Origin of the sequence: Brevibacillus migulae, from assembly GCF_004521915.1 — a bacterium.
GTDB classification, from domain to species: domain Bacteria; phylum Bacillota; class Bacilli; order Brevibacillales; family Brevibacillaceae; genus Brevibacillus_F; species Brevibacillus_F migulae.
Genome location: NZ_SDKD01000004.1, coordinates 210,066 through 224,857 on the forward strand (window position 1 = coordinate 210,066; position 14,792 = coordinate 224,857).

At 50.1% G+C, this 14,792-nt stretch carries 15 protein-coding genes; 11 read left to right on the top strand and 4 right to left on the bottom strand.

The features are described 5' to 3' along the window. Positions 1–239: 239 nt before the first annotated feature. The 3 genes from EIZ37_RS06435 (at position 240) to EIZ37_RS06445 (ending at position 5,783) form a co-directional block, all read left to right on the top strand. Positions 240–1,586 (top strand): Nramp family divalent metal transporter, encoded by a 1,347-nt coding sequence (locus tag EIZ37_RS06435; protein WP_134683751.1) that lies wholly within the window; start codon positions 240–242, stop codon positions 1,584–1,586. Positions 1,587–1,942: 356 nt separating this feature from the next. Next, positions 1,943–3,694, top strand: coding sequence for an ABC transporter ATP-binding protein (locus EIZ37_RS06440; RefSeq protein ID WP_134683752.1), 1,752 nt, complete (start codon positions 1,943–1,945; stop codon positions 3,692–3,694). A 7-nt stretch (positions 3,695–3,701) separates the two neighbouring features. Then, complete coding sequence (locus tag EIZ37_RS06445; protein ID WP_134683753.1) at positions 3,702–5,783, top strand: ABC transporter ATP-binding protein; 2,082 nt, start codon at positions 3,702–3,704, stop codon at positions 5,781–5,783. Positions 5,784–5,869: 86 nt separating this feature from the next. Here the strand turns inward: EIZ37_RS06445 and EIZ37_RS06450 are convergent, their stop codons facing one another. Further along, positions 5,870–6,184 (bottom strand): ArsR/SmtB family transcription factor, encoded by a 315-nt coding sequence (locus tag EIZ37_RS06450; RefSeq protein WP_134683754.1) that lies wholly within the window; start codon positions 6,182–6,184, stop codon positions 5,870–5,872. Positions 6,185–6,344: 160 nt separating this feature from the next. Here EIZ37_RS06450 and EIZ37_RS06455 point away from each other — a divergent pair, with 160 nt between their 5' ends. Continuing rightward, on the top strand, positions 6,345–7,025 hold the full coding sequence (locus EIZ37_RS06455; RefSeq protein ID WP_134683755.1) for a nitroreductase family protein: 681 nt from the start codon (positions 6,345–6,347) through the stop codon (positions 7,023–7,025). 216 nt (positions 7,026–7,241) lie between these two features. On the opposite strand, the gene EIZ37_RS06460 is transcribed toward EIZ37_RS06455, so the two are convergent. Then, positions 7,242–7,676, bottom strand: coding sequence for a DoxX family protein (locus EIZ37_RS06460; RefSeq protein WP_134683756.1), 435 nt, complete (start codon positions 7,674–7,676; stop codon positions 7,242–7,244). Positions 7,677–8,030: 354 nt separating this feature from the next. Between EIZ37_RS06460 and cspD the strand changes: the two genes are divergently transcribed. From cspD to EIZ37_RS06485, 5 genes are all read left to right on the top strand, one after another. Continuing rightward, entirely contained in the window at positions 8,031–8,231 is a 201-nt protein-coding gene (gene cspD / locus EIZ37_RS06465; RefSeq protein WP_134683757.1) for a cold-shock protein CspD, read from the top strand. A 75-nt stretch (positions 8,232–8,306) separates the two neighbouring features. Then, positions 8,307–8,552: a cold-shock protein gene (locus EIZ37_RS06470; protein WP_134683758.1), complete on the top strand. Its 246-nt coding sequence runs from the start codon at positions 8,307–8,309 to the stop codon at positions 8,550–8,552. A gap of 109 nt (positions 8,553–8,661) precedes the next feature. Beyond that, positions 8,662–8,868 carry a YwbE family protein gene (locus EIZ37_RS06475; protein WP_134683846.1) on the top strand — a complete coding sequence of 69 codons (207 nt, stop codon included), beginning with the start codon at positions 8,662–8,664 and terminating at the stop codon, positions 8,866–8,868. 25 nt (positions 8,869–8,893) lie between these two features. After that, entirely contained in the window at positions 8,894–9,505 is a 612-nt protein-coding gene (locus tag EIZ37_RS06480; RefSeq protein WP_134683759.1) for a class I SAM-dependent methyltransferase, read from the top strand. A 37-nt stretch (positions 9,506–9,542) separates the two neighbouring features. Continuing rightward, positions 9,543–10,826, top strand: coding sequence for a DEAD/DEAH box helicase (locus EIZ37_RS06485; RefSeq protein ID WP_134683760.1), 1,284 nt, complete (start codon positions 9,543–9,545; stop codon positions 10,824–10,826). A gap of 85 nt (positions 10,827–10,911) precedes the next feature. On the opposite strand, the gene EIZ37_RS06490 is transcribed toward EIZ37_RS06485, so the two are convergent. Continuing rightward, positions 10,912–11,760: an MBL fold metallo-hydrolase gene (locus tag EIZ37_RS06490; RefSeq protein ID WP_134683761.1), complete on the bottom strand. Its 849-nt coding sequence runs from the start codon at positions 11,758–11,760 to the stop codon at positions 10,912–10,914. A gap of 129 nt (positions 11,761–11,889) precedes the next feature. Between EIZ37_RS06490 and recQ the strand changes: the two genes are divergently transcribed. Further along, positions 11,890–13,686 (top strand): DNA helicase RecQ, encoded by a 1,797-nt coding sequence (gene recQ / locus EIZ37_RS06495; protein WP_134683762.1) that lies wholly within the window; start codon positions 11,890–11,892, stop codon positions 13,684–13,686. A 9-nt stretch (positions 13,687–13,695) separates the two neighbouring features. Further along, positions 13,696–14,454 (top strand): TrmB family transcriptional regulator, encoded by a 759-nt coding sequence (locus tag EIZ37_RS06500; protein ID WP_134683763.1) that lies wholly within the window; start codon positions 13,696–13,698, stop codon positions 14,452–14,454. A gap of 109 nt (positions 14,455–14,563) precedes the next feature. Here EIZ37_RS06500 and EIZ37_RS06505 read toward each other — a convergent pair whose 3' ends face one another. After that, on the bottom strand, positions 14,564–14,752 hold the full coding sequence (locus EIZ37_RS06505; protein WP_205683796.1) for a CDGSH iron-sulfur domain-containing protein: 189 nt from the start codon (positions 14,750–14,752) through the stop codon (positions 14,564–14,566). Between the last annotated feature and the right edge of the window lie 40 nt (positions 14,753–14,792).

Here is a 14,792-nt window from a genome sequence, read left to right on the forward strand (position 1 = left end):
GCCTAAGTCGAGTTAGGCAAATTGTCCAAGAAATCATGTATTTACAATTTTAAAAAAACGGATTATCATAAAACAAAAGTTGCGCATGGGCAAAAAAATGTCCTGTGTACAAAAAATAGGTGGGTGCATATAAGATTGTAGCGGCAGAAATTTTTTTGCTCAAAAAGTTGCCCTTGCGCAACATATTTTGTCCTCTCCACATTCGGTTGCTATAAAAGACATGAAAAGGAGGTATACGTATGGCAAGCGAAAATGCTTCGATGGATAAAGGGAAAGGTTGGCGTAGATCATCCGAACAGCCAACTTTACAGGAAGTGTACCGTACGATGAAAGTGCCAAAGACAGGTTCGTGGTTTCGGAAGTTCCTGGCTTTTGCCGGTCCTGGCTATCTGGTGGCAGTTGGATATATGGACCCTGGAAACTGGGCTACAGACCTTGCAGGCGGCTCTGCATTCGGATATACATTGCTCTCTGTCATCTTATTGTCAAACTTGATGGCTATCCTGTTACAGGCGTTGGCAGGAAAGCTGGGTATTGTGACAGGAAGAGATTTGGCTCAAGCGTGTCGAGACCATTACAGCAGGCCGGTTGCAATGGGACTTTGGTTTCTTTGTGAGTTGGCCATTGCAGCTTGTGACCTGGCAGAAGTGATTGGGGCAGCGATTGCATTAAATCTATTGTTTGGGATTCCTCTCTTGTATGGCGTGATGATCACCGTATTCGATGTCATGCTGATCCTTTTTCTTCAAAATAAAGGGTTTCGATACATTGAGGCATTCGTCATTGCGCTGATTGCAACCATTGGGGTGTGCTTCGGAGTGGAAATGTACCTTTCTCAGCCAGGTGTAGGTGAAATCCTCGGGGGTTTTGTCCCGAGCGCCGAAATCGTCAAGAACCCCGAAATGCTGTACATCGCAATTGGGATTTTAGGGGCGACCGTCATGCCGCACAATCTCTATTTGCATTCATCCATTGTTCAAACCCGACAATTTGAACAGACAAGCAAAGGGAAAAGGGAAGCCATCCGGTTTGCAACGTTGGATTCGACCATCGCGTTGTTTTTCGCGCTCTTTATCAATGCAGCTATTCTCATTTTGTCAGCTGCTGCATTTCACAAATCCGGCATTACAAATGTAGCTGAAATTGGCGATGCTTATCAGCTATTAACGCCAGTTCTTGGTACCACGATCGGAAGTATTCTTTTTGGAGTCGCCCTTCTTGCTTCGGGACAGAATTCAACCCTCACTGGTACATTGGCGGGTCAGATCGTGATGGAGGGCTTTTTAAATATCCGGTTACAGCCTTGGTTGCGTCGCCTCATTACACGCCTTATCGCCATTATTCCAGCCGTGATTGTGACGGCGATCTATGGAGAGAGTGGCACAGCAAAGCTGCTGATATTAAGCCAGGTCATCCTTTCTCTGCAGCTTTCTTTTGCAGTCGTTCCACTGGTTCAGTTCACAAGCGACAAATTAAAAATGGGTGAATTCGCAAATCCACTATGGGTAAAAGTGTTAGCTTGGTTCGTAGCGGTTGTTATTATGGGCTTAAATGCGTATCTTTTGTATCGAACCTTTTTCGGGTAAAACTGATCATGGAAAGGCAGTGGGAAATGCGGTCGTTCACGTCAACAGACAATGGTTGACACGATTTTCCTTCCATGATACCTTTACCAGTGTAGCCAAAAAATTCTAATTAATGGAAAAGGGGTGCCTATCATGATTGAAGTTCGTATGGATAAAGCAGCGTACAACTTCATAGATCATGATGTGACCTCTCTTTTGAGATAAAGATTCGGGCAAATTGTCGTTTGCTTGGCTTCTTCATCAGACGCAGGTCACGAATACTCGTGGCGTGCGTTTTTACTTTCATTTGCGACGGAAAGCACATCGCCTGGAGTGGTGTGCTTTTTTCTTTTTGTAAAAAGGGGAGGAGGAAATCGATGCTAGCGGTCATGCAAAAGCTTGGATGGTTTTTTAAGGAGGAGTGGAAACGGTACAGCATCGCCGTGGCTCTGCTCATATTTGTCGGCATTCTCGAGGTGATTCCGCCGATGCTGGTAGGCCAGTCGATCGATGCGATCCAGCTTGGCACGCTGACCTGGGAATCCATGATGCAGACCGTGCTCATGCTGGTCGGGCTCTCTCTTTCTGCCTACCTGATCACGTATGTGTGGATGTATCAGCTGTTTGGAGGGGCCATTTTGGTGGAGAGAAAGATGCGCTCGCGCTTGATGCGCCACTTTCTGAGCATGACCCCGACCTTTTTTGAACGCAACCGGACCGGGGATCTGATGGCCCGTGCGACCAATGATCTGCAGGCCCTCTCGCAAACGGCGGGGTTCGGCATTTTGACACTGATTGACTCTACCGTCTGGATGCTGACGCTGCTCGTTACGATGGTTTCCTTTATTTCCTGGAAGCTGACGCTGGCCGCCATTCTTCCGTTGCCGATCATGGCTGTACTGATGAATCTGTATGGCAAGTGGCTTCATGTGCGCTTTATGGCTGCGCAGGATGCATTTGGCGATATGAATGATGGAGTGCTGGAGACCGTTTCCGGCATCCGGGTAATCCGAGCCTATGTGCAGGAACGGGTGGCAGAAAAGGATTTTGCGGCCGTCACCCAAGACGTGCTGGATAAAAATCTAGCGGTCGTCCGGATCGATGCCCTGTTTGAGCCAACCATCAAGATTCTCGTGGGCGCCAGCTATCTCATTGGTCTCGGCTATGGGGCCTATCTCGTCTTTCACAATGAGCTGACGATTGGCGGACTGGTCTCGTTTAATGTGTACTTGGGAATGCTTATTTGGCCCATGTTTGCGATCGGGGAATTGATCAATATCATGCAGCGGGGAAATGCCTCCCTGGATCGGGTGAACGAGACGCTCGGGTATCGCCCGGATGTACCGGAAGTGGCCAGTCCGGCAGCGGTTGGGCAACCGACGGATATCGAGTTCAAGCAGGTCACATTTCAATATCCGTCTTCCGCGGTTCCGAACCTGTGCGATATCTCCTTTACCCTGAAAAAAGGGGAGACGCTCGGAGTTGTCGGGCGGACGGGGAGCGGGAAAACGACACTCGTCAAACAGCTGCTGCGTGAATATCCGTTGGGACAGGGAGCCATTACGGTTTCGGGCATCCCGTTGGAACGGATCGATATGGATGTGCTGAAGTCGTGGTATGGCTATGTGCCACAGGAGCAGTTTTTGTTTTCGCGGACGATTCAGAGCAACATTCGTTTCGGCAAGCAGGAGGCAACGGATGGAGAACTGGAAGAGGCCATGCGGGCATCCGCGTTTTACAAGGATTTGCAGCATTTGCCGCAAGGGCTGGAAACATTGGTCGGGGAAAAGGGAGTGGCGCTCTCGGGTGGGCAAAAGCAGCGGGTATCGATCGCCCGGGCACTGATCGCCGATCCTGCCATTTTGATCCTCGATGATGCCATGTCAGCGGTGGATGCCCGGACGGAGGCTGAAATCATCGCCAATATCAGACGAACGCGAACAGGAAAAACGACCATAATGACAGCTCACCGCCTCTCAGCCATTTCCCACGCCGATCAGATTATCGTGCTCGATGAAGGGCGGATTGTAGAAAGAGGGACGCATGAAGAGCTCATGGAAGCGGGCGGCTGGTACAAAGAGCAGTATGAGCGTCAGCAAGTGGAAATCAGTTTAACGGAAAGCAGGTGACATGCTCATGAGCACAGAACAGGAACAGCTGGACCTGACGTTTGACCAGCCGGCGGGAAACTACGTCGATACGGGCAAGCGGCTTGTCAAATACGCTTTGCATTTCAAAAAACCTTTGCTATTGGCGCTCTTGATGCTGGCGGTAGCCGTTGTCACCGATTTGGCCGGACCGCTGATTGCCAAGCGCATGATTGATGTCCATATCTCCGGCATCGAAATGCCGTGGTACGAGACAAAGGCAGAGGATCCGTACACGGTGGCGTACGGAAATACCCGGTATAAACGGGCCGATCATTTTGCCCCGGATGAGCCGCGTGGCGCGGAAGCCAGAGTGCTGCAAGTGCAGCGGGAGTATTATTTTGTGGACGCGCCGATCGCATTTGATGGGGAACGTACCGTCTCTGCAGAGGGGGCGGTCAGCATTACAAAGGCTGGGCAAACCAAGACCTATCCGGCGAAGCTTCTCACCGCCCAGGAGCTCTTTCCGTTTTTCCGCCCTGAAATGGGGGGAATCCTGCAATTATGCTGGATATACTTTGGCCTGATCGTGGTTTCGGCCATTTTCACCTATGGGGAGCGGTATTTCCTCCAAGCCTCCGCCAATCGGATCATACGGAAAATGCGGAATGATGTATTTGCCCATATTCATCGGTTGCCCATTCAATATTTTGACAACCTGCCAGCAGGGAAAGTGGTATCGCGCATTACGAACGATACCGAATCGACCCGGGAGCTGTACGTAAACGTGTTGGCCAATTTTTTCTCCGGGGCCATCCACATGCTCGGGATTTTCGCCGCGCTTTTTTTGCTGGACGTCCGGCTGGCGGCCATCAGCTTGTTCATCATCCCGATGCTGGTGGCATGGATTATCCTGTACCGCAAGTACGCCAAGCGGTTCAATCACGTCATCCGTTCGACGATCAGCGAAATCAACGGCATGATCAATGAGACGATTCAAGGCATCTCGATCATCAAGGCGTTCCGCAGGGAAAAGAAGACCGAGGAAGAGTTCGAAGCTTTCAACATGAAGTATTTTACGTATCGCAACAAACTGCTCAGCCTGAATGCGCTGACCGGGCATAATCTGGTGGGTGTGATTCGCAATATCGCCTTTGTCGCATTGATTTTGTATTTTGGCGGCGTTTCGATCTCGGGGGTGGAGGGCGCGATTTCACTTGGGGTCTTGTATGCGTTCGTCGATTACTTGAACCGCTTGTTTCAACCGATTGTCAATATCGTGAACCAGCTGCCCAATCTGGAGACGGCGCTTGTATCCGCGGAACGGGTATTTGTCCTGCTCGATGAAAAAGGCGAGGAGGTAGCGGATGAAAAAATGCCGCGCTATCAGGGAAGGGTCGCCTTCGAGGATGTATGGTTTGCCTACAAAGAGGATGAGCAAGTGCTGAAAGGAATCTCGTTTGAGGCGAAGCAAGGACAGACGGTGGCGCTCGTCGGGCATACTGGCTCCGGGAAAAGCTCGATTCTGAATCTGCTTTTCCGCTTTTATGACGTGGGGAGGGGCAGGATCACGATCGATGGCGTCGATATCCGGGAGATGCCGCGCCAGACGATGCGCGACCATATGGGGATTGTCCTGCAGGATCCGTTTTTGTTTACCGGTACGATCGCGTCCAATGTCTCGCTGAATGATCCGTCCATATCACGTGAACGTGTGGAGCAGGTGCTAGCCGAAATCGGCGCGGACCGGTTGCTGAAGCATCTGCCCAAAGGGATTGACGAACCTGTGATTGAAAAAGGCAGCACATTGTCGGCCGGTCAGCGGCAGCTGATCTCATTTGCCCGGGCGCTGGCCTTTGACCCGGCTATCTTGATCCTGGATGAAGCGACCTCGAATATCGATACGGAAACGGAAGCGCTCATCCAAGAGGCGTTGGAAGTGGTGAAGCGGGGCAGGACGACATTCATCATCGCCCATCGGCTCTCGACCATCAAAAATGCCGATCTCATCCTGGTACTGGATCATGGGGAGATTGTCGAGCGGGGGAATCATGACAGCTTGATGCAGCAGGGTGGACGGTACTATCAGATGTATCAGCTGCAGCAAGGGGAGCAGGTGTTGGCGATGTAAACGGCGGGTTTCCGACGTGGCTGCGGTATCCGTTCTATCATGCAAAAAGACCTGGGAGCATGCCCCGGGTCTTTTTGCATGATGAATCAGATCAAATTTTCGTCTGTTTGAAAAATGGCTTCCAGTAAACCTGGAAAGAGAGCGTCCAAGTCTTCTTTGCGAAGGGAATAAAAATGCTGCTTGCATTCAATTCGTACCTTTAGCACGCCAGATTCTCGAAGAACCTTCAAATGGTGGGATAAGGTAGACTTGGCAATATTCATTTCCTGATACGTTGAAGGGCATTGCTCATGATCGTTGTACAGACTGCGAGCAATCTTCAAGCGAGTGGGATCACTCAAGGCGTGAAGGACCGAAGTGAGTCTGATACATTCAATTGTTGGCTGATACGGTGTTCTCATACAAAAATAGTAGCACAGCTTTTTGCAAACATCAATGTTCTACGGATATAGAACAATAAAACATTGCATTTAATTGGATGATGAAATATTATAGTACCATGTTTATCGAACTATAGAACAAAAAGAGAAAAATAAAGTAAGCAATTGGAGGGTAAGGAAGATGGAGAATACGGATAAGCAACCAATCGATTTTTTTAAGGTGATTCATGAGCGTCGTTCTGTACGCCATTACAAACCGGAGTGGAGTATTCCCAGAGAAGAAATAAGGGAAATGCTGGTGGAGGCGACTTCGGCACCCTCGAGTTCGAATCTTCAGCCATGGCGATTTCTTGTGATCGACAACCAGGAATTGAAAGAAAAGCTGTTACCCATTGCACGAAACCAAAAGCAAGTTGTTGAAGCATCTGCCATTATTGCTGTGTTAGGTGATCTTGAGGGCTACCTGAAATCAGAGCAAATTTATCAACAGTCGGTGGATCGTGGTTTCATGACGGAAGAAGTCAAGCAAACGCTGGTGAACAATATCACGAAAGCATATGCGAGCAGAGATCACGAGATCATGAAACGGGTCGTGTTAGTTGATGGGGGGCTGGTCTCCATGCAGCTTATGCTGGTCGCGAAAGCAAAAGGCTATGACACGGTCCCGATGGGAGGATACGATGAAGCGCAATTCAAGGAAGCTTTTGAGATTCCACAACGCTATCTTCCAATCATGTTAATTGCCTTGGGCAAAGCGTCTGAACCTGGACATCCGACAACACGTTTGCCCGTCGATGAAATTACATTTTGGAACCAGATCTCGAATCGTGACGATGCATCATTGCAAAACGCTACCAAATAAACATGGCGGTCACCATTGCGAAAAACCATCTTGGAAGTCCCCTGATCGATTACGATAGGGAGAAAAAGAGAAGCAAGTGGCTGTAACGAATGAACCGAAGCTCACAAAAAAAGTATGCCCGCAAATGGGGCATACCTCATTCTGAAGGAAGCCTCAACTTTTTGTTGGGGTTTTTCTTCATTTTCATCAAACGAACTGCTTGCACCATGATCTGCATTACCCGGCAAGCAATATCACGACGATAAAAAAGATCTGCAGCAAGGTCCGCAGCAAAAGCGGGGTAGGTGGTTTCCCGCCAAGCGCGATGCCTTCCCGTGCCGCTCGAATATTGGCAGGAAACATGGCGATCAGCAAGACCACTAGCAATAGCGAAGTGATTTTGGAGAGGGAAGGGAGCATAATCCCGATCGCGCCAGCAATCTCGAGCAGACCCGTCACAGTAACGATATGGGCCGGCCACGGAAAAGGGGGTGGAACCATTTTGATCAAATCGGGGCGGCGCTTTCCCCAATGCGCGGAAGCCGTGAGCAATAACATAGCGGCTACAGCTGCTTGCAGCGAGGTGTGCCAATGGTCGAAATAGGAGAAGCCGAACCAACCTGCCAGCCGAAACAGAACAAATGAGAACAAAAGAGCAATCAGCGGTATCATCACAATTCCTCCATTCGGGAAAAGAGTTGGGTTTCACACCTTTTACAGTACGCGGCAGCATCTATCTACATCAATTATAAATACCGACCATCGGTTTGTAAATTAAAAATTTGGTAAGTATGTCCACGCCTTGCTTTTTGCCTTCGAACTTGGTAAACTTAAGAAGTTGATAAATTTGAACCGGAATTCACATGTTGAAAAGGGTATCATTTTTATGATGGAACTTTTTTCAATGTGTGAATTTTTTTGTTAAGGGAAACACTGACTAGCAACCGCAAGGCTTACGAAGTCACGTTTCCTGTAAAAGCGAAAAAGGATCATGTTACATTTTTCCGTTAACGGAGGTAATCGATTATGCAAACAGGTACAGTAAAATGGTTTAACGCAGAGAAAGGCTTTGGCTTTATCGAGGTAGAAGGCGGCAGCGACGTGTTCGTTCACTTCAGCGCAATCACTGGCGATGGTTTCAAATCTTTGGACGAAGGTCAACGCGTTTCCTTCAATGTAGTGCAAGGCAACCGCGGCCCACAAGCTGAGAACGTAGTCAAGCTGTAAGCAAGGTGTACAAAAACTGCTCTGGACTTGTTGTTTGGAGCAGTTTTTCTTTTACTATGGGTAGGAGGGAATAGAATGAATCATCGCAGAAAGCCGAATGAGGAAGTTCCGATGGAAACCACTGTCATTTGGGCATGCACCAATGATGGCTGCAAGGGATGGATGCGTGACAATTTTGCCTTTGATCATGAGCCAACCTGCCGGCTATGCTCATCCCCGATGGTAAAAGATACAAAGATGCTGCCATCACTCGTGAACACAAATGGCGATCTGAAAGCAATCAAGAAGGGTGTCCTGATTGAGAGGAAATCTGCCACCTAGAAGAGACGCGATCCGTACAGTGCGGATCAGCGCTTTTTTTTTGCCCGGAAATTCACTACAATCTGCGTATGACATCAAACCGTTCGATAGGAGTATGATACCAACCATGATGAATAACGGACAAACACGCAAACATATTTACCCCGGTCTGGAAGTGGACATCGTGCTGAAGCAGGATCAACGTACCGGCAAAACCACGCGCGGGATCGTGAAGGACATCTTGACCAATTCCCCCAATCATCCGCACGGGATCAAAGTGCGCTTGCAGGATGGACAAGTCGGCCGAGTAAAAACCATCCTGGGCAACCAACAATAGAGATGAGTGAAGAGTAGGTGATCGCTTGATTCAGTGGACAGGGGAACGCATTATCCCGAAGCTGTTAAAACCGACAAATGGCATGCTGCTGGAGCACATCGCCCGTTATTATTTCGCCACGCCGTACATCCAGGGAAGAGTGCTGGACATCGCGTGCGGGACCGGCTATGGGTGCCATATGGTCGCCAAGGAGCGCAAGCGGGAGGTAACGGAAATCATCGGGGTCGATAATGACCGGGATACGCTGGCGTACGCCAATGTGGAATACAATCATCAAAAAGTGACCTATGTGCAAGGGAATGCGGTAGATCCAGAGCTGCCGACACAATTGGGGATGTTTGACACCATCCTCAGCTTTGAGACGATCGAGCATGTGGAAGATGATCAGCAATTTATGGACAATCTATATGACATGCTGAAGCCGGGTGGGACGCTCGTGCTCTCCAGTCCGTTCGGCAGAGGAAGAGGCATGCCGACCAGCGAGCCGTTTCATGTGCATCAGCTGACGCCCGATGAATTTGCCCAGCTGTTTGAACGATTCGCTCAGGTGGACATCTACTACCAGCGTGGCGTGACCTTCGAAAAGCCGAGAGATGGGGTGCGGTATTTTATCGGAGTGGCTGTCTGTGTGAAATGATCAACGTTATGGCAAGGAAATGAAAGAGGTGGCCATTATGGCAGATTTTTTGTCGCTCGGCATTCGTCCGAAAATCAATGAAGTGCTGCGGGAAAACGGGATCGCCTCGCCGACCCCGATTCAGGAAAAAGCAATTCCTGTGGCGATGGGCAGGAAAGATCTGATTGCCCAAGCGCAAACCGGTACTGGGAAAACATTGGCCTTTCTCCTGCCCATTCTGGAAAAGGCCGATCCGCTGCGCCCCGATGTGCAGGCGTTAATTGTAACCCCCACTCGAGAGCTGGCTTTGCAGATTACAAGCGAAGCGGAGAAGCTGGTGCGTCATCTGGAAGGACTCCATGTCCTGGCTGTTTATGGCGGGCAGGATGTGGAACGGCAAATGCGCAAGCTGAAAGGCGGCAGACAGATCGTCATCGCGACACCAGGTAGGCTTTTGGATCATCTGCGCCGTGGCACCATCCAGCTTGGCGATGTGTCGATGCTGGTGCTAGACGAGGCGGATCAGATGCTGCATATGGGCTTTCTGCCGGAAGTGGAGGAGATTTTGAAACAAGTTCCGGCTGACCGGCAGACAATGCTGTTTTCGGCGACGATGCCGCAGTCTATCCGCAGGCTGGCCGTCACTTATATGCGATCGCCGGAGGATATTCGTGTCAAAAGCACGACCATTACCGTAGAGAAAATCAAGCAGCTGGTGGTGGAGACGACGGACCGGGCCAAGCAGGCAACCCTGCGGAGTTTGCTGGATCGCTATCAACCGTTTCTCGCCATCATTTTTTGCCGGACCAAGCGCAGAGCCAGCACCCTGAACGAAGCGCTGCTGCAGCACGGCTACCTGTCGGAGGAGCTGCATGGCGATCTCTCGCAAGCAAAAAGGGAAGATGTAATGAAGCGTTTCCGGGAAGCGAAAATCCAGTATCTCGTCGCGACGGATGTGGCCGCACGGGGTCTGGACGTAGAGGGTGTCACCCATGTATTCAACTACGACATCCCGCATGATGCGGAAAGCTATATTCACCGGATCGGCCGGACGGGGCGAGCGGGGGAACAGGGGCTTGCTGTGACCCTTGTGGCGCCAAAGGACCGGATGTATCTCGACTTGATTGAAAAAGGGATCAATCTGACCATCAAGCGGGAAAAGATCGAGGGGGAGCACCCGCCGGCTGCGCCTGAAAAAACGCATGCCCAACGTACAAGAGAACAGCCGCATGGAAAGAACCGGAAGCAGGTGCCGTCGGCCAGGGACAAGAAACGACCTACCCCAAAGCCTGGCCGTGCCAACAGGCAGAAAGCCAACCAGCGCGGCGGCCGCTCGAGATAGCAAAGATTTCGTACATAAGATACCTGATCAACTTTCGCCCTGCTGGAGCCGGATCATCCTTCAGGGCAATTTGTCTTGTTAATTATCAAGGATGGATGCTTTCATCCGCAGCCAACTCTCCCATGTACTCTCTTCGCATGATTCTGATATTTTCCTCGTGACACTCTTTGGTGAAACTGGAGGGAAAAGCGTGTTCCTCTCCCAGTTTTTCCAACGCGGCTTCATCGCCGTGGATTACGGCCTCTTTTAAACGGCGGAGATGATCCGTGGCCAAATGGATTCTACGGAACATTTCCGAGCGGTTTGTGGTATGCTGCCCGTGCCCGGGAATCAGCAGACGGATATCATGATTTTGCAAAATCTCAGCGGCTCTTTGCATGGTGCTTTCATAGGCAGCCGCACTGTGGTAAATGAAGGGTAGCTCGAAGTCGGACAAATAATCACCGGCTATGAATACACCCAATGAATCGATAATCGTGAAGAGGCTGTCCTCGCTATGTCCTGGCGCTTTGTAGAAGGTCAATGACGTATTTCCGATGGCTAGCTGTTGTCCGTCTTGTGCAATGACGAAATCGAGCTGGGGGAATTCAATCGGGTAATCACGTGTAATATAGTAATTCGCATCGAACTCACGGATCAGATTTACCTTGCGTTCCTTTTGAGGGTGGCGCTGCAACTCCAGGCTGCCAATCGTTTTTGCCCCGGGGAAAGCCTGGTAGCCAATCACATGATCGTAGTCCCCATGCGTGAATAACAGGTAGCAATCTCTGCTGCCTTTGATCGAGTCAACATGGGCCTGTATCTCACGGATCTCACTCGGCAGCCATGTCGGATCCACGATCAGGATCGCTTCATCCAACGCAATGACAGTAGAAGTGGTCTGAAACAAAGCGCTTTGGTAAACCGTAATGTGCCCTTGGGAAAATTGAATCACGAGAACAACCTCCTTTTATGGTGTATTCTGACATCAGTGAAGAAACCTTTGCAAGGCATATTTCTCTTTTGTTATTAATGGTAGTATGAGAGGAAAAGCTCGCGTTACTGGAATGAAGGTGAATGAATCATGCTGCAACAAGCCAAGCAAATCTTAGCGCAATACTTCGGATATACATCTTTTCGCAAAGGACAGGAGCAGATTGTAGAAAGCTTGCTTTCCGGGCAGGATACGGTTGGCATCATGCCGACTGGCGGCGGAAAGTCGATTTGCTACCAAGTCCCAGCGATGCTCTTTCAAGGAATCACGATCGTCATTTCACCGCTGATCTCACTGATGAAGGATCAGGTGGATGCCTTGGTAAACATGGGGATTCCGGCGACGCAGATCAATAGCTCGCTGGGGGCGAAAGAAGCATGGGACAGGCTGCGGAAGGCCCGTGACGGCGAATACAAGCTGCTCTACATAGCGCCGGAAAGGCTGGAGTCGGAAAGCTTTCTCGCTATGGTGCAGGAGCTGCCGATCTCCATGGTAGCAATCGACGAGGCTCATTGCGTGTCTCAGTGGGGGCATGATTTCCGGCCCAGTTATCTGATGATTGCCAGCTTTCTGCAAGCGTTGCCGCAAAGGCCTGTCGTCGCCGCATTGACTGCGACGGCAACGCCGGAAGTGACCGAGGATATTCGCCGGCTGCTCATGATGTCAGACGAGCGGTTGGTCATGACCGGATTTGGCCGGGACAACCTCATCTTGTCCGTCCGCAAAGGGGAAGACAGACGAAGTTTCGTCTATGACTATCTGCAAGCCAATCGCGGACAAGCCGGGATTGTGTATGCGGCGACCCGAAAAGATGTGGATGAGCTGCAAGCGTATCTGCATAAGCGCGGTCTCTCGGTCACCAAGTACCACGCGGGTCTTGCCGAAGAGGAACGGGCACGCAATCAAGAAGCGTTTCTGTATGATGACGTCATGACGATGGTGGCGACCAATGCCTTTGGGATGGGAATTGACAAGTCCAACGTCCGCTACGTCATTCATTACAATATGCCGAAGAATCTGGAGGCCTACTACCAAGAAGCGGGAAGGGCAGGCCGGGATGGCGAGACAAGCGAGTGCATTCTGCTGTTTCACCCGCAGGATATCCAGACGCAGACGTTCTTTATCGAGCAGGGGCAGGTCAGCGAGGAGCGTAAAGAGCACGAGTATAAGAAGCTCTACGCCATGATCGACTACTGTCGGACACCGCGGTGTCTGCAGCAGCACATTGTCCAGTATTTCGGCGAGACCTCCGCAGAAGAGTGCGGCCGATGCGGCAATTGCACCAATGACTTGGAGCTGACGGATATCACCGTGGAAGCGCAGAAGATATTTTCTTGCGTAAAACGGATGAAAGAGCGCTTTGGGGCTTCTCTGGTCGCCCAGGTATTGAAAGCCTCGAAAAATAAAAAAGTGCTGCAATTCGGCTTTGACAAGCTGCCCACCTACGGTCTGATGAAGGAATATGGAGAAAAGGAAATTCAGGACCTGATCCAGCTGTTGATCGCGGAAGACTACCTCAAGGTAACGGAAAGCAAATACCCGGTCGTCATGCTCGGAGAAAAGGCAATCCCGGTGCTCAAGGGCGAAGAGAAGGTATGGCAAAAAATCGCGATGCGCCCGATGAAGCAAGAAGAAAGCGACGACGGCCTGTTCGAGCAGCTCCGACAGCTGCGCAAGGAATTGTCCCAGAAGGAAGGCGTGCCTCCTTTTGTCATTTTCCATGACAGCACACTCAGAGAGATGAGCAGCGTGTGTCCGCTCGATCGGCAATCGATGCTGACCATCAAAGGCGTAGGATCTGCGAAATACGATAAGTATGGAGAGCGCTTTTTGGAGCAGATCAGGGCTTTTGCAGCAGAGAAAGAGACTGTGGCCAGTGAGGGGTAAGGAGGCAGCATGCTAGAGAAATTCGGATTTACACAGTATGAGAGCAAAGTATATGAAAATCTGTTAGCGAGTGAAGAGCCGCTGGATGCCACGCTGATCGTCAAACATTCCGGCGTACCGAAGGCCAAGGTATACGAAGTGATCTCGCGGCTTATTGAAAAAGGATACATTTTGGATTCCGTATCCGAAAAGAAAAAGCTGTACACAGCTTTGCCGCTGGAGCTGGTCATCGACAAATTGACCACCGAATTTCAGGAAAGCATCGACCAATTAAAAAACAACCGGCCGAAAAAAGTGGTTGCCGATGATCGCGTCTGGAGCCTGAAGGTGGATTCGTCCATACGGGTGCAGTGCAGGCAGCTTCTTCAGGAGGCAAAAGAATCGATTCGCCTTTCCGTCTGGAAGGAAGACTTTGAGGAATACCTACCGATCCTCTTGGAAAAAGAGCGTAGTGGGGTAAGGGTGGAAGCGCTGGTCGTGGGTGAAGTTCAAGCAGATCTGGCCCATCTGCATATTTTGACCCCGAATGCTGAGCATCGCACTTTGGAACGGTCACGTTTGCTCATTATTGATGACGAGGAAATTCTGTTTGCCGGTGTGGAGAACGACTCCTGGCAAGCGATGAAAACCAAGTCGAAGCCGTTTGTGAAGTTTTTTACGGAGTTTTACTATCATGATGTCACGCTGACGAGAGTTACTGCAAAATACGAAGAGATTCTCATGGGTGATGAGGAAGTAAGGAACTTGTTGATGCAGCTTCGTTATTAAGCAGAGGTATCAGAATAATACTACGGCTCCGCCAAGTCTTTGGCGGAGCCTTTTGTTGCAGCTACCTAGAAAAAGAAACCTTCTTACAAAGTGAGCGTTATTTCTTCGATCATGCCCGTACGGAGCTCTCGAAATTACCTTTATGAGCGCCGTTACAGAAAGGTTTATTATCCGAGAGCCCGCATCGACAGAGGGAGACTTGTTCTTTTTTCTCAAAAGGTTTGCCCTCACCATCCATCAAAGTAAAGTCTCCACTCACACGCAAGGGACCATTATCGGCCACTCTGATTTCTGCCATTATTATCACCTCCAGTTAGTAATCATTTTGATCTCAGATC